Consider the following 26,325-nt stretch of genomic DNA (forward strand, 5'->3'; position numbering starts at 1 on the left):
CAAAATAAAAATAAAAATAACAAGGATGCCAAAGTGGGTTTAAAAATGGGTTTTACAGCGATGCTGCTGAGTATTTTTTTGTGTGTCTTTACACATCAAAGCTTTGCTGCGCCTAAGAAAATCTATGTTTGGCGTGACGCGAAAGGCGTACTTGTTTTCTCTGATACGCCACAACCCGAAGTTGATGCAGAAGAAATAAAACTCAATAGTAAAGCCATTGAAATGAAATCGGTTGATACTAGTATTTTATATGGCGATAAAAAAAATAAAGCGATTAAGTACACCATCGACATTACAAGCCCTATTCATGAAGAAACAATAAGAGATAATACTGGCTCTATCCATATAAGCGGACGAATAGAACCTCGATTTATTCCTGGACATAAAGTCCAGCTCTATTTAGATGGCGCGAAATACGGACACCCACAAGCTTCTATCTTATTTGTAATTCGAAATATTGACCGTGGCGAGCATCAACTTCAACTTGGACTTATTAATAACAAAGGTAAGTCGCTCGCGAAAAGCAAAAGCATTACCCTATTCTTACATCGTCGTTCTGTTATATCAGGTTCTTGAATTTTCTAAATACCAACCACTGTAAAAATCTTCTCACATTCAGCTCTAAAATGACTACGTATTCAGCGCTACTTAAGGTAAATTAAACAGTATTATATTGATACCAATTCCAATAAATATATGACCAATCTAAATAACCTAAATTTATATTTGCTCACTAACTTAATAGAACTGGTATAAAACTAAACCCGCTTAAGTATCGTGTTTTTATTCATCAAAATACTTACGCACTAAATTGGTGCAAATATGTTCTCTAATGATGCAATTAATAATAAAAATATACATTCTTCTGAATTATTACATTCTGCTTGGAAAAATCTAACAACCTCTGTCATTTTGCTCAACCAAGATTTGATCGTCATTTACGCCAATGAAAGTGCAAAAGAGCTATTTGCTTTAGGCGAAAAGCGATTTATAAGACAAGAATTTAACGCCTTATTTAGTCACCATACAATTGATGTATCAAGAATATGCAGCCACACATTAGAGCAAGGTATAGATTGCCATCAGCATAGAGCTGACGTGGTTTTTATAGATTCTCGACATGCCAAAATTGCGTTAAGTTCTCGATTAATTACCGATGATGATCAAAGTCTCATTTTATTAGAGTGTCGTCGATTAGATGAAGAAATAAAACACGATCAAGCGTCGCATCAGATGCATCAACATATTGCAGCGCGTACCTTAATTAGAGGATTAGCCCATGAAATCAAAAACCCTTTAGGTGGTATTCGTGGAGCGGCGCAGTTATTGCAGTATGAAACTTATCAGAGTGAACGTGATGAATGCACCAATCTCATCATAGAGCAAACTGATAGGTTAACAGAATTGGTCGATCGATTATTAGGACCAAATCAATTACTGAAAAAAACAGATTGTAATATTCATCAAACGTTAGAATCTGTTATTAAGTTAGCCATGTTAGAAAATCATAATCATATTAAATTAATCAAAGATTATGATCCGAGTATTCCTGATATCAATATTGATGAAGGAAAAATGCAACAAGTGGTTTTAAATATTGTTCGTAATGCCCAGCAGGCCATAATTAGCAATGAAACCCTTAATAGTGAACCAGGTAGAATTCTGATTAAAACACGTATCCGCCATCAAATGCGTGTTCATAACAAATCAATGAAAAACGCATTACAGATACAAATATTAGATAATGGTCCTGGGATAGATCAAGATCTAATAGAAACAATATTTTTTCCTATGGTGACCAATAAAGAAGGCGGTTCAGGTTTAGGGTTATCGATTGCACAAACATTAATTGACCAACACAATGGTTACATAGATTGTGAAAGTTGGCCTGGACATACAGAGTTTAATATATATTTGCCTTTAAGCTTGTAAGCACATACATATTATAAAAATAATAAACAAATAAATTCCTAGCTACAAAAAGGAAATAAAGATGAAAACAGTTTGGCTCGTTGACGACGACGCATCTATTCGGTTTGTATTAGAAAAAGCATTAACCCGTGCAGGATTTCATGCTGAGAGTTTTTCTAATGCAGAAGATGTTTTACAAGCCTTAGAATATAGTCAGCCTACCGTATTGGTTTCTGATGTGCGCATGCCTGGCATGGATGGTATGACATTATTAGAGGGTATAGTGCAAGATAATCCGGGACTACCTGTGATCATCATGACTGCGCACTCTGACCTAGATTCAGCAGTGCAAGCATTTCAAAAAGGCGCTTTTGAGTACTTAGCAAAACCTTTTGACTTAAATGAAGCAATCGCATTAGTAGAAAGTGCCTATAGAGCAAATAGCCGTATTAAAGTAAAAGTCAAAAAAGAGCCTAAAAAAACCCCCGACATCATAGGTGAAGCACCTGCTATGCAAGAAGTTTTTCGTGCTATCGGAAAACTATCAGCATCCAGTATGAGTGTACTTATTAATGGTGAGTCAGGTACAGGTAAAGAGCTCGTCGCTGGTGCATTACATAATCACAGCCCGCGTCGAGAAAAAGAGTTTATCGCTTTAAATATGGCCGCTATTCCTAAAGAACTGGTTGAGTCAGAGCTTTTTGGTCATGAAAAAGGCGCATTTACAGGTGCCGATAGCGTACGTAAAGGCCGTTTTGAACAAGCTAATGGTGGCACACTATTTTTAGATGAAATAGGTGATATGCCACTTGATGTGCAAACCCGTTTATTAAGAGTGCTTTCAGATGGTGAATTTTATCGCGTAGGTGGTCATCAAAGCATTAAAGTAGATGTGCGTATTATTGCCGCGACTCATCAAAATTTAGAAGATCTAGTACTAAAAGGGCAATTTAGAGATGATTTATTTCACCGTTTAAATGTTGTTAGATTAAAGCTACCGCCATTGCGTGAACGTCCTGAAGATATTGAAATATTAGCGCAAACCTTTTTAAGAAAAAGTGCTAAAGACTTAAAAGTTGAATGCAAAGTGCTTAGCCCAGAAGCAAGTAAAAAGCTGCAATCATTTAATTGGCCTGGCAATGTAAGGCAATTAGAAAACTCGTGTCGCTGGCTTACAGTTATGGCGCCTGGGCAGCTTATCGCTATAGATGACCTTCCAGAAGAAATAACCGATGAACAAGCCATCATAGCAAAAGCAAGTTGGTTAGACGAATTTCAAACTTGGCTTGAAAGTGAGTTAAAGCAGGGTAAAGAAAATATTTGGCCACAAATTCAAACACAATTAGAAGAGCGTTTAATTAAAAGCGCATTAGCTAATTGTAACGGTCATAAACAAGATGCAGCCATTAAAATTGGTTGGGGACGCAATACCTTAACGCGAAAATTAAAAGAGCAAAATATTTCTTAAACAAGAGATTAATCCAGCTCTTTAAAATCTACTTCTATATTCCTGATACTTTATATCGGGAATATTTCGTTTAACAGCCAAAGAAAACTGCCATAATGTTAAAACTGTTCAATTTTCCTTGTTTGAACAACCTCCCTTAAAAAGAATATAAATACATGAAGCTTATTGAACATATCCCGTTGATAAAACAAATGGAAATCACTAACAGGCTGGGCTTTTTTAACAGTTTAAATTTAGCCGAACGACATGGTAGAGCTTGCAACTTTATTACCAGGTGAGTTTGTAGGCAAAGACGGCTTATAAACCAAAGTAGTCGCAGTATAAATGCGCGCGCTTTAGAAGACGCCACCTTATTAGCCATCACACCACAATCACTTACTCGATTACCTGCAGTGATCCGAGAAAAAATGATTTTACTTGTACACTTTTTAACAACACTTCCACCAGTTGATGATATGCTATACAAAAATAATGGATTATCTTGATGAATAATAAAATTTTAAGTTTAACAATACTGCTATTTTCAACTTGTTTATTAGCTAATGAGCCAAATAGTACTATACAGTTAAAATCTCTAGAGCAAGCTTTTGAAAAAAAACAATATCATGAAATCATTAGCCAAATCGAAGCTAAAAAATCGCCTTCATTTGAAGAATCATTATTCTTAACTCAGAGTTTATATCGCATCAGAGAATTTGACGATGCCGAAGAAATCATTTCATATTTATTAAAAAATAATGCTGAACACGCAAAAACGAATTATGTCTACGCTAGCGTTATGGCAGCGCAAGCACAATCATCTATTTTTAGCGCATTAAACTATGCAGGAAAAGCACTAGATGGATTTAAAAAAGCAGTAGATATTGAACCAAACAATCTAAATTATCTATCTGCGTTAATGCAATTTTATATCAATGCCCCTTCAATCGCAGGAGGTGATATGGAACAAGGACTATTACTAGTAGATAAAATTAATGCCCTTGATAAAAAAGAAGGTTTTTACGCCAAATTTTCCTACTATATGCAAGACGATAACGATACAGCCCTGAAGAAAATAATAGCCGAAGGTCAAAAGCAGTTTCCAAAAGATATCGCTGTTCATACAACGATCGGTCATGCCTATTGGGATGATGAAAAACTGACTAAAGCTCAAGAGTTTTTTATTAAAGCCAGCAAATTACCGCTCCAAAAAAATGCTAAAACCAATAAAATAGAACAATATGAAATAGACAATCATTTAGAGTCACTCTATTACACAGGTCGAATAGCCAATGAGACAAAAGAGCACTTAGATATAGGTATAAAGGCACTTAATGATTACATTGAACAAGTCAACAACCCTAAGGATGAGCGTTATCAATGGGCACATTTTCGTTTAGCTCAGCTATATAAATTTAACCAACAACAAGATGAAGCTGAAACTTTATTTAAATGGGCATATAACAATGCCACAGATAAGAAATTAAAAAAGAAAGCTAAAAAACAACTATAATTTAGAATAATGAGTAGGAGGCAACAAAATGAATTTGCACTTAATAAAACCAGTGATTTTAATAATCGCCTTTATGATTTCAGGTTGCCTTAGCACATCGCCATCTCATATTCGAAATACCGAAATTAATAACTGTTTAATGCATGTGAGTGCACTAGAAGATAGCGCTATTCCACCAGACAATTCAGATATTAAAAATTGCCTCGCATTAAATGAGGTTGATAAAGCGATAGAGTTAGATACTAAAGAAAATGCATTAACTGAACTGGCTATTGAGGTATTAGTTATGGCATTAAGTGAGCTCTAAGAGTCATTTAAATTAGTTTTCTAAATGACTTTATATACGAATCGAGCAATAAATTAGCGACGACGTTTACGCGTATTATCAATTACAAAATCACGCCACGCTTCAAGCATATCTAAAAAATCTTCAAAACCACAACCAGCGGATAAACCATTTTCATCAAGCTCTAATGCATCATCTTCATAAATAGATAAATCATGCTCTTGCTGATGCAGTGCATTCGCTTCAATTAAGGCTTCATAACGGTTTAGTTTTAAACTGATTTCTTTTCCTAAAACAAACTGCTCAGTAATCTTTGCAGCTTCAATTTCAGACATAAAATCAAAGATTTTTTGTAACGCATCTAAATCAGTGCCAAACTCTTCCATGAGCCAACGGCCAACAATGCGATGCTCATGGGAAAATTCAACTTGAAACCCTTTCCCCACAACATCTAAATCAGGATCTCTAATAAACTCATATTCCATATTATTACCTGGCTACTAAATCGCTTATTGAAAAGGGGCTGAAGTATAATTGATTTTATTTTTTTAGTATATTTTTAGAGGAGAGTTTTTAAAAGGAGGTAATATTTAGATAATTAAGGATAACCTACTAAAGGTTATCCTTGTTAAAACTCAAATAATTACAGTTTATAAGATACTGTTAGGTATGCAAATCTACCGATATTGTCATAACTTGCAGAACCACCACCAGTACCTCGAGTACCAAAAGGAAGTTCACGGTCAAATACGTTATCAACACCTAGTTTAAGATCTAAGCCATTATCCATTGTATATCCAACAGTGATATCTGAAATTAAGTAGCTTTCAAAAGTCATTAAATTACTAGGGTTTGGATTATCATCAAGTTCATGAGCTGTATATAAGTTCACTTCATCAATAAAGCGAGTACTGAAGCTACCGTAATAGTTATCCGTACTATAGTTTATTGATAAATTTGCTTGCCACTGAGCTTCACCAGTCGTACCGGCATAATCGTAAAAATCAGTTAAATCATCTTGGAATGGAAACTCCTTACGCTCTTTTAAATAAGTACCTAAAAGGGTTGTATTAAACTTGCCATCTAAAGCTTCAAAGTCGTAACCAATTTCAAAATCAATACCTGTTACTTCTTGACCTGCAACATTGAGTACTGAGTTTTGAATTAATGATATTTCACTATTACTCTGGCGAGTAATCAGATTACAATATTGGTTATCAACACCGCCTTCAGCATCAACACAGCGATCTAAAATATCTTGAGAGTCAATCGTTGAGATTGCATTTTCAAGATCAATAGCCCAATAATCTAATGTTATCACTAAACCATCAACAAAACTTGGCTGATAAACAGCACCAATTGTAGTACTTTCTGACTCTTCAGGATCTAAATTTTCATTACCACTAACTAAACCTTCAATTGATGCAGAATCGTAAGTAGAATTAAAATCAGTAGCAACACCTAAAGCTGCACAGTTAGCACGACGTGTAGTACTATTCTCTAAATCATTTAAGTTATCTGATTTACAAGGATCATCAACATTGTAAAAAGTTTGACTTGGAGCACCAAAAATTTCACCAATGTTTGGAGCACGAATTGCAGCAGATTGAGTAGCACGAACTCGTAACTCTTCATTTACTGTCCAGTCTAAACCAAGTTTCCAGCTAGTAGCATCACCAACCGTACTATAATCAGCATAACGTACTGCAGCATCCAATACTAAATCGTCAATACCTACAACATCAGAAATCAATGGAACTGAAATTTCAGTGTAGACTTCGGTTACATCAAACTCACCTTTATCTTCACCTAATGCATTGAAGAAAGTACCTTCTGCATTATCTGGTTCAATCGTTTCACTTTTTTCTTTACGGTATTCTACACCAGCGGCAAATCCAACCATACCAGCAGGTAACTCATAAATTGCTGAGTTAGCTACAGTTGCAGCTGCAACCATTTGTGTTATTTCACTAGTACCTACTGAAACAACATTTATATAATCAATTGCTTCTTGTGAAGGTGCACCAAAGCCCATTATATTGACTGGAACACAGCCTTCAGCTTGTGCTTCTTCGCTACGACAAACTATGTCTCCAGCATCATTCTTAACAGCATCTAATGCATTAAAATAATTAGCCATTACCATATTAGCGCCATTTACACGCTCAATATCAGTTTTACCATATACAAATGATGCATCTAAAGACCACTCATCTGTAAGCATGCCTTCAATACCAGTAACAAAGCGAGTAGTTTCACGCGTATTGTCTTCAATCCGGCGACCAAGATCAGTCATCATTCTATTAACAACTAATGCTTCAACCTCATTCTCATCCATTAAGTTAGCAAGCTCTGGATTTAAATAAGCATTATCTCTTTTAATATTATTTTGCGTATCATAGAAAAAGAAAGCTGGTTGACCTATGCTTTGACCTTGGCTATTTACATATTTAGCTTCGACATATGCACTCATGTCATCACTTACATCATAATTTGCTTTAAAGTTAACATTATAACGCTCAAATGCAGGTTGAATTTCAGTAAATTGAGCTAAATTAAATAAATCACAATCGGCACACTTAATACCATCCACATTATCACCAATATCAAGAGTTCTTTGTGAACCATCAGGATTAAAGGTATTTGTTAATGCAGTCCACCAAGCAGGGCCATTTAAACTATAAACACCCGCATTGTTAATACCATAATAACCTGCATTTGGAGTATAAATTTTATCAGGGTATTGCAAGCTATCTTTGTTTTCTTCAGTTTGATCTGCATTTCTTAATGAAATATGTGATAAAGAAGTCCAAGGATTATCAAGCGCATTTAATGATTCTTGAGAAGAATATTCAACAGCAAAAGCAGCATTACCTCGACCGTCATCAAAGTTCGTACCATATGAGAAAGTTGCTTTTTCATTGTTGTAGCTATTTCCATCAGCAAATCCTCTCGTAGCGCTAACTTCTAAGCCTTCAACATTTTTTTTCAAAATAAAGTTAACAACACCTGTTACGGCATCCGCACCATAAACAGCAGAAGCACCACCAGTTATAATTTCAACACGCTCGACCCAAGTACTAGGAATTGTATTTGTATCTACAGATGCAGAACCGGCACTACTTGAAACATGACGTTTACCATTGACCAGAACTAAAGTTCTATCGGTTCCCATGTTTCGTAAATCAAGAATATTTAATCCCGCAGTACCAATATAACGACCCGAGTTAGCTAAAGAGTAAGTATTTCCTAAGGCTGGTAATTTATTTAGCGCTTCACCTATATTGATAGCACCAGTATTTAATAAATCAGCACCTGATATTACAGTTACTGGAGAAGGTGAAATTGCACCTTCTCGCATAATACGAGAACCTGTTACTTCAATTCTTTCAACTTGTTCTTCAGCACTAACTTCGTCATTCGCTGAAACATTAATACTGCCTATTGCACCTAAAAATAATGCCGATTTAATACTGCATGATAAAAAACTTACCTGCTTCATGATTTTATTCTCCCTGGACCAATTTAATTGGTATTTAAGTAATATTTGCAACATTTTGTAACATCTTGCAACATTTTTATCATCTATTAACAATAATTGACACAATTGATAATCTATAGACATGTTTATAAATTTAAATATGTAAACTTATAAATACATAGGAGACAAAAAAAACCTTAAATTTAAAAAATAAACTGAAAATAATAAGTAACAAGAGGCATAATAAATGATTGAAAAAATACGATAAGCATAATGAATGAGCGCTTTCACCATCATATTCCCATTATTATTTTTAGTGTCTACAGGTTTTTTAGCCACACACTTTAAAATTTTTAATAAAGATCAAATAGGTGGGATCAGTAAATTTATCTTTAATTTATGCATTCCTGTTTTCTTATTTTTAAATATGTATAAAGCCCCTTTAGAAACAAGCTTAAATACCGATGCTTTAATTGTTTTTTATATTCCTGTTTTAACCATTTTTGCATTGGGTTTTATTTTAAATAAATACATAGCACATAAAAATAATTCAAATTTTAGCGCATCTGCAACCTACGCTTTATGTAGCAGCTATTCCAATACTGTATTGGTTGGTTTGCCTATCATCATGTCAGCCATTGGCGCACACGTTATGGGCAGTGTGTTTTTCATTATTACCTTTCACAGTGCTTTATTGTTTACCCTTACTTTTTTATTGAGCCAAATTAACAATCAAGACAGTCGCTTTAATTGGCGAGGTTTCTTTAAAAACGTACTATTTAACCCTGTTGTTTCAAGTATTTCTTTAGGTTTAATTTTTAACGCCTTAAAAATTGAAATTCCGACACAATTAAATAGCGCACTTGAATTATTATCACAACCTGCATTAACAGGGGCATTATTTGTGTTAGGTGCAAATTTAAGTTTTTATAAGGTAAGTAAAGACTGGCAAATGAGCGCGCTAGCGAGTGCTTTAAAGCTAATATTATTGCCGGCTCTGGTTTATGGGTTAGGAAAATACGTTGTAGTATTAGATGAAGAATTACTCGCTGTGACAGTATTGTTAAGTGCGTCCCCTCTCGGTGTTAACGCCTACTTGATTTCAGTGCAGCTAAAGCAGTATCAATCCACTTTAGCCAGCACCGTTGTATTGTCAACGGTACTGTCACTGATCAGCTTTAGTTTTTGGTTAAGTGTATTACTTTAGGTGAGGTAAAATCAGTTAATGTCTACGATTATCAAATTTAGCCGCATCTATGATTGCCCATAAATGTGCGATACCACCTATGATTGCTGGCACAACTAAAAACCATAATGCGTATCCACCAAATACAACTATTGCAAAAATTAAAGCCGACATAATACGACCTTGTACTAACTGGCCTAAACCTGGGAAAAAAACATTACAAATTGCAGCAATTACGTTACCGCCTGAACCTTGCTCTGACATAAATAGTCCTCTTTTACTTCTAAACTCAGATATCAATAGTTTAAATCATAAATTGATAATACTTTGATATCAAATAGTTACTTGTATAATGAATAATACAAGGGTCATGCCAATAAAAATAAACTTAAATATCAACAAATTACAAAAATCAAAAGTTAGCTATTAAAATTTAATCGTTAAAATAACTAACTTTTAGCTTAAATAACACTTAACTACTCAAAATTTTCATTGGTAAACTTAATATCGGATTATCTGAATCTGCGAAGTTAACGATTACCCATATATGCCCAACTGCGACTAATAAAAACCACACAGTTGAAAATATTTGCCCATATTTATCTAAAGGCACTAAGTGTGAGTAATGGCGTTGTCGCCATTCAAAAATCACCTCTATTGAGCCGATAAATAAGAAGAATACCAATAGTACTAAACCAAATGTATAAGCAACCCAAGCGCCTAGAGCGATGCCTGACATACACACAGATAATCCAATCCAAGAGCGCATCGAAAAGCTAATGCTCTTAAGAACATGACCACCGTCTAATGGTAATATAGGTAAAAGGTTAAATAAGTTGAGTAAGGCGCTGATCACTGCCGCACCTGCAAATAACTCCAAGTCTGTAGCGTAATACAAAATTAAACACGCAAACGACATCAATAAACCAAAACAGGGCCCCATGATTGAAATTACTACGTCTTGCCAGCGGGTATTTATTTTATCGTCTGAAACCGCTAAACCGCCTACAAAAGGAATTAAATATATGCCCTTAGTTTTGATGCCAAAATATTTCATGGCTCTCACATGACCATATTCATGTGCCACTAAACAAGCCACTAACACTAAAGCAAATTCAATTGAAAATAACCAAGCATAACCCGCAACTGAAGCGCCCGCTAATACCGCTTTGATTACTTTTGCACTTTTAAGTAATTTAAAACCTAATGCAGCTAAGCCTAACCAACCTGTTTTGCGTTCTGATTTAGCTAAGTGACCACTATCGGGTAATTGAAAATCACCTGAGACTTGCTGTTTTTGATCTATCCATAATTGATAATCAACGGTTTGATCTTGTGCTTGTAGGTTAAGGCTGATTTCTACTTTTTCTTTATTTTGTTGCAGCTGAAATCTATGCACAACCTCAGTGACACGATTACCAGCCAAATTAACTTGGCTTACCAGTTGATCTGCCCAATATAGGCTTTGCAAGCCGGATTCATCCATTTCAAGTTTCAGTTCTTGATCAAAAAGCGTGATGTTTAACAACTTTAGTTACTCGCTAAATCATTTATATAAAGTTGCTATTTTACCTGACTTAACTGTAATAAGTGATTAATTTTATGATTACTGACTTGATATAAACATATCGCCATTACCATTAAAAATAATAACCCAGTGAATTCTAATAACAATAAAATACCAAACAACCAATAAAACGCAGGATAAAGTATGGTAAATACTAATGATAATCCAGAAAAAATATGAAGTATGAATAATGAATTTGCATGTTTTTTATTTAAAAAACCATGCATATTAGGTAATAAACTCATGGCATCAAAGTTCATTAAACATTTTTGCTGTAAATGGGTGTAACTTAAAAAAGGAATAATTTAAGCAACATTCCTTGAATAATAGATATCACATATAAAACGCTGATTGAATAAAGACTATTAATTATTAATAAAGAAACAATCAATGTTGCTGTGTACTCTCTCAGTAAAATCAAACTAAGAATAACGATAGGAATGTATTTTGAAATCATTTTGTTGAATTGTGGAGCAACATGAAACATCGGAATAATTTGAAAGCCCACTGCAATAATTAATAATCCGCCCCAACCTAATCCCCCCCATAAAGCATGAAAATTAGTAAAAAATTTATCGCCTCCAATACACCCAGCTCTATTGGAATATATTGCTGACTCATAGGGTAAAGCATCATTTCTTCTTTCATATTATGCTGCTGCATTAAAACCATTAATGTTTCAGATAAACCTAAAAATGCATCTTTATCTGAGTACTTAATGCTTTATTTATATCTTGTACTAATGCACGCATTTGCTCATGCTCACTTCGCATCACCTGAGTTGGCCCTGCAATTATCACTGTTGCTTGCTCAAATTGTGGAAATAACATTGTTTCTTCAGCTTCTAAATGTAAATCTAGTTCTGTTGTAAATAACTGCCATTGTACATCAGCTAACGGCCAATCAGATTTAGCTACAGCAGATTCCGCTTCTGCAAAAGCATCATCACATTCTCTATGTTTTACTGTCATATAGTCAGGAATAGAACTCATGTTATTAACTCCATTATTTCAATAAACAAATAATAGACCTTTGAATTTCTATAACTTTGACCTGAAATAATAAAATCAAAAAAATAATTTTAAATTCTATAATCTTTCCTGCAATTGAGCTCCATAAACCTCAGAAAAAATCAACTTTAGCCCTTGTTTTAATTCATGCTCTTCCATTGATGCAAAACCAATTCTAATAAAATTAAAAGCACTATTTTCCTGCTTGTTATTTTTATGATTTAAATCAAACTCTAACTGCGTTTGTAGATAAACCTGCTTAGCATAGAGTTTTTCTTTTAATCCAAAAATAGATTTTCCCATATCAAGCCAAATAGCCATACCACCATCTGGATTTTTAAACTTAATAGGTAAACCTAAGCTTTGATAATGATTTAAAATATTGACCGTGATATCTCTGCGTTTTTGATAAATACGTGTCATACGACGTAAATGACATTCAAAACCGCCCTCTTTCATCCACCTTGAAACAGTTTGCTGGATCAGCACATTATTTTTATGGTTCATCAAAGTTTTGTATTCAGCTAAGGCCTGTATTAAATCCTGATTTGCTGCCACATAACCAATTCGTGCACTGCCAAACATTAATTTTGAAAATGTAGATATATATATCACTAAACCTAAAGGGTCATCAGCAGCCATAGGCGCGATAGGTTGGCATTTATAATGAAACTCATGATCGTAATCATCTTCAACAATCGCCACGCTATATTTAGCCGCTAACTGATATATTTTCATACGTCGCTCAGCATCTAAAGTCACAGTTGTTGGGTACTGATGTAGCGGCGTTAAATAAAGTAATTTAATTGAATTTGTTTTTAGTTGCATCTCTAGATGCTCAGGAATAATACCTTTTTCATCTTGGTTGATTGGAATTAACTGAGCACCTGAACTTTTAAATGCCGCCCAAGCTGGCGGGTAACCTAATTGTTCTACCGCCACTTTCTCACCGGCTTGCAACAATAACTGCGACACCATATACAAAGCTTCTTGAGAACCATTACAAATCATGATTTCTTTATCAGTGATAGAACGCATTCTACGCAAATAAGTAGATACCTGATTAATTAATTCAGGCAAACCTCTGCTATCACCATAGCTCAAATCATCAAATTGTGGCCTTTGACAAGATTGAGAGAAATATCCTCTAAATTCATCGAACGGAAATAGTCTTAAATCAGGCTGACCACCAGCAAAGTTATATTTAAACTCAGTGGCTTTAATCGGATTTTGCATTAGGCCTTTACGAACAAACTGCCATTTAAATTGTGTTTGTTTAGTATCAACTTTATTGATATTTTGACTCGATTGAATTGGCAAAGAAGCCACCACCGTATAACCAGATCTTTGTTTTGCCTCCACCCAACCTTCTGCAACTAATTCAGCAAAAGCCGCCATGATTGTGTGCCTATTGGTATTTAACTGCTCTGCGAGTTTACGTGCTGAAGGTAAAGCCTCAGCGGGTGCAACCTGTCCTTGCTTAATAGCCTGTCGGATCGCATCAGCTATCACAACATATTTAGCTTTTGAGCTGGACTCTAAATTAAGTGAAAGCGCCTTCAAACTGGTATACCTAATAGTTTAATTCTGGTTATAGAGTTTATACCAGAAAAACTCATAATAGAAATAGATGCTTACTTAGATGGCTCAATGTCTAGCAACACATAAATGAACTCAATAAGAAACAGTCATTCCTGAATTGTTTTATCGGGGATCTTTAGGAGAAGATAATGTTTAAACCACAAATACTACAAAGCCAATTAATTAAGTTAGTGCCTATGAATATGGGCCATTTAGACGCTTACCGCGCAGCAGGTAATTTCCCAGAGGTATGGCAGCACATGCCAATGAATCGTTGTGAAACAATAGAAATTGCTACGGCTTGGATGAAAGAAGCCATAAATGAAATGGCACACGGTGAACAAATAGCATTCGTTACTGTTAATAAAAAAAATAATCAAGTGATTGGCTCAACTAGACTATTTAGATTAAACGATAAAGATAAATCCCTTGAAATTGGTCATACGTTTATTACGCCTGAATTCCAACGAAGCTACGTCAATTCACATGCTAAATACTTGATGTTGCAATATGCATTTGAGACGTTAAATATGGTAAGAGTCGAGATATGTACTAACGAAAAAAACCAACAATCTCGTAACGCAATTAGCCGAATTGGCGGTCATTTTGAAGGCATATTAAGAAAACACCGAAAATCACCCAATGGCGATTACCGTAATACCGCCATGTTTAGCATCACAGATGATGAATGGCCAAAAGTAAAAGAAAAGTTATTAAAAACAGCAAAACAAAAACAAGAATTTGAATATTAATGTTAGACATTCCTAAAGGAGCTAATTATGTATCCGCCTAAGTATTATCAAACAAACTCAGAAGACAAAATAGAGCAAGGGAAGTTAATTGAATTAGTAACCAATAATCCATTAGCTACTTTAATTATCAATAGAGAGAGGGAATTACCACATGTAAGTCATATCCCTTTTCACTTTGATGACAACCAAACATCATTAGTTGGTCATACAAGTAATCAACACCCTTTAACTAAAAGATTAAAACAAAACCTAGTTGAAGATATCATTTTGATATTTCATGGAGAGCAAGGTTATATTTCACCTAATTATAGTGAAGGGCAACCTGTGCCAACTTGGAATTACAGCAAAGTACAAATAATAGGCAAGGCTAAAATAATAACCGATAGCAATGAAAAATATAAACAAATGGATATCACCACACAGTACTTTGAGAAAGAACAAACTCAGCCATGGTTATTAGACTCTGCACCTAGCAAAGCGATTGAACAAATGCTGAAAGCAATTACCATTTTTAAAGTATCAATCGATGAAATAAACGGGCAATTTAAGCTGAGCCAAAACAAATCTACAGCTGTTAAACAACAAATTTCAAATCAACTGAAATTAAAGGGTAATCAAAAGCTAGCAGAGCAAATGCTTGATTAAATAGCATTAGTTTCAAGATCTGCCTAGAGGCTAATAATTTATTGAAAAATGATATTAATGAGCTATGAAATCTTTAAAATAAAAGTGTATATTGCATATAATAAAAGCTGTAATAGTAGTTTAAGAAGTAATTACATGAAAATTAAAAATAACCTAGGTTTCACAATAATTGAGCTGATTATTGTCATTGTTATTTTAGGCATTTTATCCGTCACAGCCCTGCCAAAGTTTTTAAATATGGGTCAAGATGCACACGATGCCAAGGCAAAAGCGATATTCGCAAGCTTTAGCTCTGCGGTGAGCATGTATCATGGTTGCTGGCAAGTCAAAGGCGGCTCAGGTTATATGCAAGATCTTAACTGTTACGGTGATGGCGATTTAGATTCTAGCTATACAGGTTTTCCTTTAGGTATAACGACAGAATCAGCTAAACAAGGAAAAGACTTAAAAGGCTCATATTGCAAAGATGTATGGAGTGGATTATTAGCAGGCGATGATTTTGTTCTAGAAAATCATTCAGGCGCATCTAGTTTTGGTAATAATACAGATATTATTTATTGGTACACTGAAATATCACTCTCTGATACAGCACACTGCTATTTTAACTATATATCAGATAATCGGCAGAAAGGCGCAGAAAACTGGCAACTAAAATACTTTCCAGCGACTGGAGTTACCCAAGTGGTTAGAGCAACATTAACTTAATTAAAATGTGCGTTGTGCTGTAAAACTCTTAATCCTTGCAACTTATCAACGATTTAAAGCTCACTATTAATCAGCAAGCCCAAATTTAAAAACATTATATTTACACTTATTTACATATTTATTTCATTTAACTTGTTAACTACGATATCATCCGTACTTATGTACGATAAAAAACGTACTTAAAAATATAATCACCGAAGGAAATGGATAAATGAAAACATCAAAAAAAGCACTTTCACTGATCACACTCTTAACTTGTTTTGCACTAGCAGCTTGCTCATCAACAACAGAATCAAATAATTTAACAGCCGAGCAAGAAGCCAAACCTAAAAAGAAGAAAACTTGCATTGCAGGTGAAAGAACTGGTTCTCGATTAGCTAAAAGGTGTTAATACACACATCCCCAGTAACACAAAATGCTTATTGATATATCCCCCAATAAGCATTTTTATTTCTTCACCTCTTATTCACTACCTTTTAGCGTATGAGCCACAGGTTTATGAATTAATCCCCTTAACGGCAAGTAAATAGACGCTGTAAGCAAACTAATAACCAAACCTAGTGTAAATAAACTTAACGGTATTATGTTTATATCAATAAATCCCGATAACTCCTGCGTATAAAACCCATAGACTCCGATTAAAAATACTAAAGATATGCCAATAGCAATTATTAAGTTAATAGCGTTTTCCAACAAAAATAGTTTAACTATATCACGCTTTTTTGCACCAATAGCAAGGCGTGTAGCGAGCTCACTTTGTCTTAAATGCACATTATAATTTGCTATTGAATATAAACCGATAGATGCTAGAAATAAGATAAGTAAGGTTAAAACGATTGTTGTAATTGCAGTCGTTATTTGTGAAAACATCATTTTATAATGCACAGATTTCACAGTTTCATAATCTCGTAAGTCAAATCTAGCATCAATATTAGTCACCAGTTCACGAAAATTACTCTCTGATATTGATTGACCCTCATTAAAACGCACTAACATATTCAACCAATGATCAGCTCCAGGAAAGTAAGCGCGCATACTATCATATGGCTGATTTGGGATTTGAATACTTTTAACAATACCAATTATTTTATATCGTTTGTTGTTATTAACTAGCTGTAAACCTAAAACATCACCGTCTGATTGAATTTCATTGGCAAACTGCTCATTTATAATCACAACATCATGTAAGTTTTTAATATCACTATCACTAAAGTTGCGACCCTGTAATAGAGTCTGCTCTATTACATTAAAATATTTGTTATCCACCCATTTCATATAAGGGCTAAATTTTTGTCCTGTTTTATCTACTTCAGTTGCTCTTATGGCATAAGCACTAAAGGGGGAAATAGCATGAGTAACTGACTTAACTTGAGGCAAACTGTTAGTCTGTGCTTTTAATTCTTTCATAAAAGCACTGTATTCTTCTCTTTGTGGTTTACTAGCTGATACCCGAGTCATATTGATACTCATCGTATTATTTGCATTAAATCCAACAGGCTTAAAAATTGTATTTGTTGCATCCATTAAAATTATGGAACTCACAAATACCATAACTGTTACCAGTGTAATTTGACTAATAATTAAAAAATTTCTTAAAGGTTTTGAAACTTGCGCTTTAACACCTTTTCCACTGCTACTTAGTGCACGTTGAATTAATTTAAAATTAATATGTTTACTGGCAAATAACGAAAATATTAAAGCTAAAATAACAGCGATACAGATAAGGCTAAATACAGATATAACATCAATTGATAATTCATTTATTCTGGGCAAAAGAGTGACCAAATAGCTTTTTAATATATGAAACTCTATAGTACAAACAACAAGTGCCAATATGACCGAAAGCATCATCAAACTCACAATTTCTAAAAATAGCAGTTTTACAATCGCTTTTTTTGAAGCACCTAAAGCACTATGAATAGCTAGGTTGTGTTTAGTTTCAGCTGCTCTAGAGCTAAATAAATTGGCAATATTCACAACTGCAATTAACAATAAACCTAAACTTGCAGCAAGTAACATATAAAGCATCTGCTTATTGTCACCTAGGATATATTTACCAATAGCAGTAAGGCGCATTTCAACAAACCAACCTGTAGCCCAATCTTGCCCTGCGACTTCTGATTGCCATTTTTCATTTAAGTTAATTGTTAAATAATCAACTGCGTTTTCAGTTGTATATTCATCGGTCAATTTACCAATGAAAAATAATGGCTCATGGATCATACCCCAAGCCGACTTTAACATTGCAGATGAACTTTCAAAATCCCAAGGCAGCCAAACTTGTGTTTTACGCCCAACAGTCAATAACTCTGGTTCTATAAAGTCTTTAGCTGTCACACCAATAATTTTATGACTAACACCCGAAAAATTTACTGTTTGATCTAAAATATCTTCAGTTAAAGAAAATTGGTTTTTCCAAACTTGATAACTGATCACTGCACCTGATTTATGTAGACCAAGCGCTTCATTGGCATCAAAAAATCGACCTTTTATCATAGGGATTGATAACATTGATGACAGATCTGGTGTGGTAAAACTTAAATTGACAGTGCGAGAATTGTCATTGAATCTCAATTGCGCTTCATAATAGGAAATCAGCGCCTTTTCCTTAAAAGCGGCTTCATTTTTATATATATGCATTAAGCTTGGAAAAGGAAACATATGACCAATTAAACTTTGTTTTTGATCATATAAACCATGCTGTAATACCAAAACCTTATCTTGCTCTGGATAAGGGAAAGTTTTATTTAAAATTAAATTACTTAATATAATCACACACAACAAAGAGCCTAAAGTTATGCCCATAGAGATAACAACTGTCATCACAAAGTTTGGTTTGTGCTTTAAACTACAAAACATTTGTTTTAGCTGGTAAATAAAACCATTCATAAAAAAGCCTTTTATTATTTTTTTAGTTATATAAAAATAAACTGATACATAAGCATCAGTTCATTAGTCACTATTCACTGCTTTTTAAAGCATAAACCGCAGGTCGATTAATTAAAGATCTTAAAGGCATGTAACAGGCTAAAAAAGTTATCAAAGAAATTAAACTTAATGTCACTAGCGCTTGAGGTAATAACTGCCAGTTAATGTAGCTTGCTAAAGCAGAACTGAAACTAATAGTCATTCCAAGTAAAAGTAAAATACCCACAATTAAACCGATAATCACTGAAAAGCTGTTATCTTTTAAAATCATGATAATTAAATCTTTTCGTTTAGCCCCTATCGCCATACGAGTACCTATTTCAAAACGACGAATTTGCGTGCTGTAACTCATTACACCATAAAGCCCTAAGCTTGCTAAAAAGAAAGTTAAACTTGCTAAAATAGCGGTAGTAATTGCAGTAGCCTTTTGAGTGAATAGCCCCGCGCTTTGGGTTTGTTCTAATGATTCATATTTTTCAATTACCATAGACTTATGGCTTTGCTGAATGACTTCAACTAACTGTTCTCGCGATAGACTTTGCTTTGGCTTAAATTTAATTAACATACTGCGTTGTGGTGCACTACTAGGCCCATAAACTCGAAATGGTTGATCAACTTGATTAGGCTGTTTGATATTTTTAACCACGCCTTTTATGGTATAAACCTGATCGTTACCTGGATTGACATTTATGCCAATCGCACTGCCATTTGGTGCTAAATGATTCGCTAATGCCTCATTAATAATCCATACGTTATTACCATCTTTCATGTCTGCAGCAGATAAGTTTTCACCATCAATTAATGGTTGCTCTAATAAACTAAAATAATCATCTGCAATGCTTTTGATAAATATGGTGTAACGTTCTTTACGTACTAAGTCATTAATTGGCCACTGCCAAAAACGACTTAAAGGCGAGCTTGAGTGACTCAACGCCTCAACTTCTGGACGCTCTGATATTTTTGCTTTAATATCTGTCATTATTGGCCCAAAGGCTTCATACTCAGGCCATTCCACTGCAGAATAAACTAAATTCAAATAAGATAAATTATGTGTTTTAAAACCGGCATCTTCATTTAAAGAGTCCAATGCATGCTTAAATATATTAGTATTAACAAATATTAAAGCTGCTGCAATAGCCACTTGTGTGATCACTAATACTTGTCGTGTTTTTTTAGAGATCTGTGCACTATTGCCTTTGCCACTGGATTGTAAACTCTGATTTAAAGCTTTATAACGAATTGTTTTAGCACTTACTTTGGAAAAAAAATAAGCCAAGATCATCACAATCACGATTGCAGATATAAAAGAAAAACCATTTAATGTTAGTTCTGCCACTCGAGGTAAAACATCGCTTAAGTAATGTTGCAGAATATAAAACCCTGAAACAGCAATGACTAAAGCCACACCTATTGATAACAACATCAAAATCGCCGACTCAACTAATAACCCATTGAATAATTGCTTTTTATTAGCGCCCATTGCAGCTCGAATAGCCATACTATGCTGTTGTTGTGCGATACGAGATATAAATAAGTTAGCAATATTCGCACTGGCGATTATTACTAAACCAAATACACCTGCAATCAAGAAGTAGATTATTTTATGACTATCACCTAGCACTAAACTATTAAAACTATGCAGCTTCATTTGCAAAGTCCAATCATTTAAAAATGTCACGCCACCAACATTATCTCGCCAAATTTGATTTTCTGCGGGCGTTATTTCCTGTTCTATTTGTTTAATTGATTGTTCTGAATTTAATTTACCTACAAAAGCTGCAAGTGGAATAATACGCCCCCAACTGTCTTTGGCATCTGTATCTAAATTATAATCCCACGGCAACCATATTTGTGTTTTACGGCCCCTTTGTTCAATTTCAGGTTCAACAAATTCGGCAGCTGTTACTCCGACAATAGAAAAACTCACACCACTAAATTCTATTTTTTTCGATAGAATATCCGCATCACTTTTAAATTCATTTTGCCAAGTATCAAAACTAATAATCGCCACTGGATTATGGCTATCAAGTTGCTCTGTTTTCTCAAATTGACGGCCTTGAGCCATAGATATATCTAGCATAGTAAACCACTGCGGCGTGACATATCCCATTTTTAAACTAGGCTGTTTAGCAGAGCTAGTTAAAATATTATCATCATAATGGATTAATGCTGCTTCACTAAAATGCGTTTGTTTTTTATAAAAATGAATAAGCCCAGGATAAGTAAATAAATCATTATCTACTTGACCATTTTGCATTATTTGACTTTGTACTACCCTATATAGTTTTTCTTGTTCAGGATAAGGTAGCGGCTTCATTAACATCACATATGCAAGCGTTAAAACACATAAAAGTGCACCTAAAGTTAAACCCATAGTTGTGGTAACGCTGACAATAAAACCCGGTGTTTTTTTTAGGCTTTGCCAAGTTTGCTTAATTAAATACTTAAGATGATTCATAAAAAACTCTTTTCCTTGAAATCAATAAAATCAAATATTGAAAATACTTACTCATAGCCTTAAACACATGAAAAGCGAATGATTGATTTAAGTTCTAAACGACTAGTAGCGTCTATCTGGGTGCTATAGCTTACAATTGAGTGCTAGCTTTTGATCTATTGCGCATTATTGTGTGCACAGACCACAAAAACAGAGTATTGCTTTTACTGATAAAAAATTGACTCATAGCGATAGTTCTCTAATCAAAATAGCCTATATGCATTCGACATATAGGCTTTTATCATATGGCTGCTTAGTCACTTCCTCGTAATGAATGAATTGCAGGGCGATTGATGAAAGGACGCAATGGCCAATAACAAGCAAACAGTGAAATTAAGCTAATCAATACAACCGTTATTACAAACAAGGTAAGTAATGACAGATTTATATAAGCTGTGAATGCTTCAGAGAACCCCAAATACAAACCAACTAATACGAATAGGCTCAAAATCATCCCTAAAATAATCGAAGATAAATTGTCATTAATGATCAAACTAATTAAATCAAATCTTTTTGCGCCAATTGCCAGTCTCGTGCCAATTTCAAAACGGCGCATTTGTGTGCTGTAACTTAAAATACCGTACAGACCTATAGCAGCTAAAAAGAAAGTTATAACAGCTAATACAGCACTGGTAATAGCTGTTGTGTATTGGGTAAAAAGCAGTTGTGCTTTTTGAGTATCTAATGATTCCATTTCAAAAATATTGTATTGACTTGTCACACTTTGTAATACTGAAACCACTTGCTCTCTAGAGACAACAGACTCAGGTTTTAATTTTATTATCATCGCGTTTTCAGCTAAAGAAGTAGGCACATAAGCTCTTAATATTGGCTCATTAGTATCTCCAGGAATATGAACCGCTTTTACAATGCCAATTATTGTTGTATGTTCTTCATCACCAAAACTAACCTGCTTACCTATCACGCTTTCAGATGGTGATATTCTGTTTGCAAACGCCTCATTAACTATCGCAACTCTGTTTTCATCTTTAATATCTGCGGTAGTAAATAAGTCACCTTCAATTAAATTTTGGCCTATCATTTTAAAATAATTTTGATCTATATGTTTCACTTCAGGAGTCAAACGCTCATTGGTCGCTACGACAGTTGTTGCCCAAAGGTTAAAACCATTTAATGGTGAACTCGCTTGCACAACTTGCTCAACTTGAGGTAGAGCTGTTAGCTTTTCACGCACTTCATTCATTAATTGCTTACGCAAATCACGCTCTGGTCGTGTAGCCCCTGCACTTGAGAAAGTGGTATACATTAAGTTATCTGTGTGAAAACCGATGTCTTGGTTGATGGTTTTAACTGAGTCTTTTAATAAACTGATATTTACAAAAACTAAACTTGTCACAACAGCGACTTGACTCACGATTAAAAACTTACGTATATTTTTAGATACTTGAATTCCCGTCCCTTTACCACTTGATTGTAAGGTTAAATTAAGTGCGCGATAATTAATCATCCTGCTGCTTAAACCAGCGAAAAATAACGCAAATAATAAACTAATGGCAATAGCCGAAGCTAATGTCACCCAGTTAATCATCAGCTCATCAACTCTTGGCAAACGTTGTGATAAAAATTCCTGCATCACCAAAAAGCCAACTGTGGCAATAATTAACGCAATCACCACAGAGAAAAACATTAACAAACCTGTTTCTGCCAATATGGTTTTAAATAGCTTACCTTTAGTGGCGCCAACAGCAGCATGAATTGACAATTGACGCTGTTGCTCTGCGGTGCGAGACATAAATAGGTTTGAGATATTGGCGCAAGCAATTAAAACTAAGCCAATGACTCCTGCTAATAGTAAATAAACCGTATTTGTACTATCACCTAAAATTTGCTTTTTAAATGGCACGGCTTTCATTTCAATGTTCCAACCATTAAAAAACGCCATACCAGCGACTTTCTCTTTCCACGTATCATTAACTAAAGGTGTTAAAGTTTGAGAGATTTGCTCAAGTGTTAAAGCTGACTTTACTTTACCTATAAATTTTTGGTTTGAATTGATATTACCCCAAGAGCCTCGTCCTCTTTCGCTCATACCATTATAATCCCAAGGTAAAATCACTTGTGATTTTAAGCCTATGGTAGATAAAGCGGGTTCAATAAATGATTGCTTTAATACACCAACAACATTGAAGCTCACACCTTTAAATGTGACTTTTTCATTCAAGATATTTGTGTCAGAGCCAAACTCATCAACCCAAGTATTAAAACTTAATATGGCAACTGGGTTATTAGTATCCAGTGCTTCTGTCGCCTCAAATGTGCGACCTAAATGCACTTGTGCATCTAATAAAGAAAACCATTGAGGCGTCACATACAAGGTATTTAATGTTGGCTGAGAATCAACAGACGTTAATACATCTTGGTCGTAGTAAATCAATGCACTTTTGTCATAAACGGTCTGGTTTTTATATAAATGAATTAAACCAGGGTAAGTAAATGAAGAAGCATTAGTCTCACCTTTACTATCACCAATATGATGCACAACAAGATGCAAGTTATCTTGATCTGGGTAAGGTAATGGCTTAGCAATTAGCACATACGCTAAAGTTAAAATACAGAGTAAAGCACCTAAAGTAGTGCCCATAGTGGCAAGTACCGTAGCTACAAAACCGAGATTCTTTTTCAAGCTCACCCAAGCTTGTTTTTGCTGATAGATAAATTGACTCATACAGCCGCCTTTAACTCTGGAGTGGTTAAAATTGAACCATCAAGTAATTTAAGTTGCGTGCGTGCCATATCTGCATAACGCGGATCATGGGTTACCATACAAATCGTTGTGCCATTTTCATTTAGCTTTTCAAGTACATCCATTACTTGGTCACCACTTTTAGAATCTAAGTTACCTGTCGGCTCATCCACTAGCAAGATTGCAGGGTTTGCCACTAATGCACGTGCAATTGCAATACGTTGCTGCTGACCACCTGATAACTGATTAGGCTTATGACTTACACGGTGTGACATAGCAACAAGCTCTAAACATTCATTGACACGTTTTTTGATTGCTTCATCAGATAACTTGTCTTTGCTATAACGCAAAGGCAATGCCACATTATCAAATACAGAAAGCTCGTCAATTAAGTTAAATGATTGAAATATAAAACCAATCTTGCTATTTCTAATTTCTGCTGCTTCATCTAAAGATAAATCAGTTACATTAATGCCTTCGATATAAAACTCACCACCTGAAGGCATATCTAACAGACCTAAAATTGATAATAATGTTGATTTACCACAACCAGATGGACCAGAGATAGAAACGTAATCTCCTGCATTGATTTCTAAGTCGATACTTCTTAGTGCATGAGTTTCTAGTTCTTGGGTTTCAAAAATTTTAGAAATATTCGTCATTTTTATTTTTGTATTGATATTTGTTGTTGCTTGGCTCATGTGTCTATTCCTTTTATGTTTTGTAGCTGATCTAGTGAACTTGATATCACTAAGTCAGTCTGAAAATTTAGTAATTAATAGTTAATGTATTAGAACTTGTTTTTAAATTAGATAAGTCTGAAATAATAAATTCATCATTCGGTTTAGCACCCGATGTCACTTCAATAAATCGACCTGCTTGGCGGCCTAGTTTCACTTTGTGTAACTGTGCGTCTTTTCCATTTTCATCTAGACGATATAAACTAACTTGTGTGCTTGATTTTGCATTTGCAGGGCGCTTTATATAAGTCACTTGCTTTAATGTTTCAGCGATCACAACCCCATCAACATTAAGTTGTGGTCTTGCGCTAGCTGGCAGGTTTTGTGGTAAGGAGACTTCAATATTAACCGTATTATTTTCAACAATAGGGTCGATGCGTGCTACTTTGCCATCAATTTTGTCACGACGCGTATCTATAATCACACGCTGACCAATTTCAATCTGTTGCGCTTGACTTTGCGGTACACGAATTAATGCAATTAAATCTGTAACGCTTCCAATTAGCGCGATTTCTTGACCTGCGGCTAAGCTTTGTCCTAACTCCACTGATAAACGCTGTAAAACACCATCAAAACCAGCTGTTACTGTTAGTCTATCTAATCGTGCTTGCGCTATATTTAGCTGACCTTGCTGCTGTTTAATACGTTCTTGCTGGATGTTAACGGCTTCGGCGTGTACTAAAGTGAGTTGCGCCATACGCTGCTTTAATATTTCAATGCGTTTCTCAAGCTGCTTTTCATTTAATACTGTTTGTTGAAAAGTCAGTTTGGTCACGATACCTTTTTTCACTAACTGTTCTTCAGCAATGCGTTTTAAAGTAGCGGTTTCAAAACTTGCTGTAATTTGCGCTAACGTAGCACTTTCATTTAAAGTTTCGCGTTGATTATTTAGTTTAAGTTGACGTAAATTTGCAGTTGTTTGTGCTAATTCCTGCTGCGCATTATCGACTAACTGCTGAAGCTCTGGATTTTCAAGTCTCACAATCACACTATCAGCTTTTACGCTTGCGCCAGGCTTTAAAATAATTTCCTTTACCGTTGCGCGGGTTAATGTAGTGATCAACTGCTGCTTATCTGACTTTAAGCTACCATAACCTTCAATGCTCACCTCTAAATCGCCTTTATGTACTTTTTCTACCAAAATATCATTACGTTCGACAGAGATTGAACCAACTGATTGGTTTGCCCAAAGCGCTAAAAAAACAAGGCTAGTAAAAATAGCTAATGCAATTTGATACTTAGAATTTAGTAGCGGGTTACTTTTCTTTTTTGTTTTTACGACATCCATTTATTTTCGCTCTCGGTAATATTTTCATACCTAGTTATAACAAGGATTGTGCCAAATTTATTTTAACTTTAATTACAATGAGTT

The 26,325-nt window shown here is 34.7% G+C and carries 22 protein-coding genes; 10 read left to right on the forward strand and 12 right to left on the reverse strand.

Annotation, left to right across the window (positions count from 1 at the left end):
- The first annotated feature begins 33 nt into the window (after window positions 1-33).
- From PSA_RS00485 to PSA_RS00505, 5 genes are all read left to right on the forward strand, one after another.
- Window positions 34-576: a DUF4124 domain-containing protein gene (locus PSA_RS00485; protein ID WP_127924146.1), complete on the forward strand. Its 543-nt coding sequence runs from the start codon at window positions 34-36 to the stop codon at window positions 574-576.
- A gap of 246 nt (window positions 577-822) precedes the next feature.
- The gene (gene glnL, locus PSA_RS00490) at window positions 823-1,932 is read left to right on the forward strand and encodes a nitrogen regulation protein NR(II) (RefSeq protein ID WP_127924147.1); all 1,110 of its coding nucleotides are present in this window, start codon (window positions 823-825) and stop codon (window positions 1,930-1,932) included.
- 61 nt (window positions 1,933-1,993) lie between these two features.
- A complete protein-coding gene (glnG, locus tag PSA_RS00495; protein ID WP_042146710.1) occupies window positions 1,994-3,379 on the forward strand; it encodes a nitrogen regulation protein NR(I) in 1,386 nt (461 codons plus the stop codon).
- Window positions 3,380-3,863: 484 nt separating this feature from the next.
- On the forward strand, window positions 3,864-4,871 hold the full coding sequence (locus tag PSA_RS00500; RefSeq protein WP_042146713.1) for a lipopolysaccharide assembly protein LapB: 1,008 nt from the start codon (window positions 3,864-3,866) through the stop codon (window positions 4,869-4,871).
- A 28-nt stretch (window positions 4,872-4,899) separates the two neighbouring features.
- A complete protein-coding gene (locus PSA_RS00505; protein WP_042146715.1) occupies window positions 4,900-5,178 on the forward strand; it encodes a hypothetical protein in 279 nt (92 codons plus the stop codon).
- 53 nt (window positions 5,179-5,231) lie between these two features.
- Here PSA_RS00505 and PSA_RS00510 read toward each other — a convergent pair whose 3' ends face one another.
- Entirely contained in the window at window positions 5,232-5,642 is a 411-nt protein-coding gene (locus PSA_RS00510) for a YacL family protein (RefSeq protein WP_042146718.1), read from the reverse strand.
- A gap of 158 nt (window positions 5,643-5,800) precedes the next feature.
- Window positions 5,801-8,659 (reverse strand): TonB-dependent receptor domain-containing protein, encoded by a 2,859-nt coding sequence (locus tag PSA_RS00515; RefSeq protein WP_042146720.1) that lies wholly within the window; start codon window positions 8,657-8,659, stop codon window positions 5,801-5,803.
- A 256-nt stretch (window positions 8,660-8,915) separates the two neighbouring features.
- Between PSA_RS00515 and PSA_RS00520 the strand changes: the two genes are divergently transcribed.
- Window positions 8,916-9,845, forward strand: coding sequence for an AEC family transporter (locus PSA_RS00520; protein ID WP_042146721.1), 930 nt, complete (start codon window positions 8,916-8,918; stop codon window positions 9,843-9,845).
- A 15-nt stretch (window positions 9,846-9,860) separates the two neighbouring features.
- Here PSA_RS00520 and PSA_RS00525 read toward each other — a convergent pair whose 3' ends face one another.
- The 5 genes from PSA_RS00525 to PSA_RS00545 all read right to left on the reverse strand — a co-directional run bounded on the left by PSA_RS00525 (window position 9,861) and on the right by PSA_RS00545 (window position 13,964).
- Entirely contained in the window at window positions 9,861-10,088 is a 228-nt protein-coding gene (locus PSA_RS00525; protein ID WP_042146724.1) for a hypothetical protein, read from the reverse strand.
- A 208-nt stretch (window positions 10,089-10,296) separates the two neighbouring features.
- Window positions 10,297-11,310: a site-2 protease family protein gene (locus PSA_RS00530; RefSeq protein WP_082305779.1), complete on the reverse strand. Its 1,014-nt coding sequence runs from the start codon at window positions 11,308-11,310 to the stop codon at window positions 10,297-10,299.
- Window positions 11,311-11,387: 77 nt separating this feature from the next.
- Window positions 11,388-11,651 carry a hypothetical protein gene (locus tag PSA_RS00535; RefSeq protein WP_042146726.1) on the reverse strand — a complete coding sequence of 88 codons (264 nt, stop codon included), beginning with the start codon at window positions 11,649-11,651 and terminating at the stop codon, window positions 11,388-11,390.
- A 429-nt stretch (window positions 11,652-12,080) separates the two neighbouring features.
- On the reverse strand, window positions 12,081-12,383 hold the full coding sequence (locus tag PSA_RS00540) for a hemerythrin domain-containing protein (protein ID WP_231665202.1): 303 nt from the start codon (window positions 12,381-12,383) through the stop codon (window positions 12,081-12,083).
- 96 nt (window positions 12,384-12,479) lie between these two features.
- Window positions 12,480-13,964, reverse strand: coding sequence for a PLP-dependent aminotransferase family protein (locus tag PSA_RS00545; protein ID WP_042146728.1), 1,485 nt, complete (start codon window positions 13,962-13,964; stop codon window positions 12,480-12,482).
- Between the two features lie 167 nt (window positions 13,965-14,131).
- Between PSA_RS00545 and PSA_RS00550 the strand changes: the two genes are divergently transcribed.
- The 4 genes from PSA_RS00550 (at window position 14,132) to PSA_RS00565 (ending at window position 16,475) form a co-directional block, all read left to right on the forward strand.
- A complete protein-coding gene (locus PSA_RS00550) occupies window positions 14,132-14,734 on the forward strand; it encodes a GNAT family N-acetyltransferase (RefSeq protein WP_042146729.1) in 603 nt (200 codons plus the stop codon).
- Window positions 14,735-14,761: 27 nt separating this feature from the next.
- Window positions 14,762-15,379, forward strand: coding sequence for an FMN-binding negative transcriptional regulator (locus PSA_RS00555; RefSeq protein WP_042146731.1), 618 nt, complete (start codon window positions 14,762-14,764; stop codon window positions 15,377-15,379).
- A gap of 135 nt (window positions 15,380-15,514) precedes the next feature.
- On the forward strand, window positions 15,515-16,084 hold the full coding sequence (locus tag PSA_RS00560) for a prepilin-type N-terminal cleavage/methylation domain-containing protein (protein ID WP_042146863.1): 570 nt from the start codon (window positions 15,515-15,517) through the stop codon (window positions 16,082-16,084).
- A 211-nt stretch (window positions 16,085-16,295) separates the two neighbouring features.
- On the forward strand, window positions 16,296-16,475 hold the full coding sequence (locus tag PSA_RS00565; RefSeq protein WP_042146733.1) for a hypothetical protein: 180 nt from the start codon (window positions 16,296-16,298) through the stop codon (window positions 16,473-16,475).
- 71 nt (window positions 16,476-16,546) lie between these two features.
- On the opposite strand, the gene PSA_RS00570 is transcribed toward PSA_RS00565, so the two are convergent.
- The 5 genes from PSA_RS00570 to PSA_RS00590 form a co-directional block, all read right to left on the reverse strand.
- Entirely contained in the window at window positions 16,547-18,973 is a 2,427-nt protein-coding gene (locus tag PSA_RS00570) for an ABC transporter permease (RefSeq protein ID WP_042146735.1), read from the reverse strand.
- Between the two features lie 70 nt (window positions 18,974-19,043).
- Window positions 19,044-21,470, reverse strand: coding sequence for an ABC transporter permease (locus tag PSA_RS00575; protein WP_042146737.1), 2,427 nt, complete (start codon window positions 21,468-21,470; stop codon window positions 19,044-19,046).
- 292 nt (window positions 21,471-21,762) lie between these two features.
- Window positions 21,763-24,195: an ABC transporter permease gene (locus tag PSA_RS00580; protein ID WP_042146739.1), complete on the reverse strand. Its 2,433-nt coding sequence runs from the start codon at window positions 24,193-24,195 to the stop codon at window positions 21,763-21,765.
- Window positions 24,192-24,914, reverse strand: coding sequence for an ABC transporter ATP-binding protein (locus tag PSA_RS00585; RefSeq protein WP_042146741.1), 723 nt, complete (start codon window positions 24,912-24,914; stop codon window positions 24,192-24,194). The genes PSA_RS00580 and PSA_RS00585 overlap by 4 nt, the downstream gene beginning before the upstream one ends.
- Before the next feature lie 67 nt (window positions 24,915-24,981).
- A complete protein-coding gene (locus PSA_RS00590) occupies window positions 24,982-26,241 on the reverse strand; it encodes an efflux RND transporter periplasmic adaptor subunit (protein WP_042146743.1) in 1,260 nt (419 codons plus the stop codon).
- Window positions 26,242-26,325: the final 84 nt, after the last annotated feature.

This window comes from Pseudoalteromonas sp. '520P1 No. 423' (genome assembly GCF_001269985.1).
In the GTDB taxonomy this organism is placed as follows: domain Bacteria; phylum Pseudomonadota; class Gammaproteobacteria; order Enterobacterales; family Alteromonadaceae; genus Pseudoalteromonas.

Coding starts and splice junctions, on each gene's coding strand:
- PSA_RS00570 (WP_042146735.1), bottom strand. CDS start 18,973: ATGAATGGTTTTATTTACCAGCTAAAACAAATGTTTTGTAGTTTAAAG.
- glnL (WP_127924147.1), top strand. CDS start 823: ATGTTCTCTAATGATGCAATTAATAATAAAAATATACATTCTTCTGAA.
- PSA_RS00585 (WP_042146741.1), bottom strand. CDS start 24,914: ATGAGCCAAGCAACAACAAATATCAATACAAAAATAAAAATGACGAAT.
- PSA_RS00590 (WP_042146743.1), bottom strand. CDS start 26,241: ATGGATGTCGTAAAAACAAAAAAGAAAAGTAACCCGCTACTAAATTCT.
- PSA_RS00555 (WP_042146731.1), top strand. CDS start 14,762: ATGTATCCGCCTAAGTATTATCAAACAAACTCAGAAGACAAAATAGAG.
- PSA_RS00540 (WP_231665202.1), bottom strand. CDS start 12,383: ATGAGTTCTATTCCTGACTATATGACAGTAAAACATAGAGAATGTGAT.
- PSA_RS00500 (WP_042146713.1), top strand. CDS start 3,864: ATGAATAATAAAATTTTAAGTTTAACAATACTGCTATTTTCAACTTGT.
- PSA_RS00525 (WP_042146724.1), bottom strand. CDS start 10,088: ATGTCAGAGCAAGGTTCAGGCGGTAACGTAATTGCTGCAATTTGTAAT.
- PSA_RS00505 (WP_042146715.1), top strand. CDS start 4,900: ATGAATTTGCACTTAATAAAACCAGTGATTTTAATAATCGCCTTTATG.
- PSA_RS00550 (WP_042146729.1), top strand. CDS start 14,132: ATGTTTAAACCACAAATACTACAAAGCCAATTAATTAAGTTAGTGCCT.
- PSA_RS00530 (WP_082305779.1), bottom strand. CDS start 11,310: ATGGATGAATCCGGCTTGCAAAGCCTATATTGGGCAGATCAACTGGTA.
- glnG (WP_042146710.1), top strand. CDS start 1,994: ATGAAAACAGTTTGGCTCGTTGACGACGACGCATCTATTCGGTTTGTA.
- PSA_RS00565 (WP_042146733.1), top strand. CDS start 16,296: ATGAAAACATCAAAAAAAGCACTTTCACTGATCACACTCTTAACTTGT.
- PSA_RS00520 (WP_042146721.1), top strand. CDS start 8,916: ATGAGCGCTTTCACCATCATATTCCCATTATTATTTTTAGTGTCTACA.
- PSA_RS00560 (WP_042146863.1), top strand. CDS start 15,515: ATGAAAATTAAAAATAACCTAGGTTTCACAATAATTGAGCTGATTATT.
- PSA_RS00575 (WP_042146737.1), bottom strand. CDS start 21,470: ATGAATCATCTTAAGTATTTAATTAAGCAAACTTGGCAAAGCCTAAAA.
- PSA_RS00515 (WP_042146720.1), bottom strand. CDS start 8,659: ATGAAGCAGGTAAGTTTTTTATCATGCAGTATTAAATCGGCATTATTT.
- PSA_RS00580 (WP_042146739.1), bottom strand. CDS start 24,195: ATGAGTCAATTTATCTATCAGCAAAAACAAGCTTGGGTGAGCTTGAAA.
- PSA_RS00510 (WP_042146718.1), bottom strand. CDS start 5,642: ATGGAATATGAGTTTATTAGAGATCCTGATTTAGATGTTGTGGGGAAA.
- PSA_RS00535 (WP_042146726.1), bottom strand. CDS start 11,651: ATGAACTTTGATGCCATGAGTTTATTACCTAATATGCATGGTTTTTTA.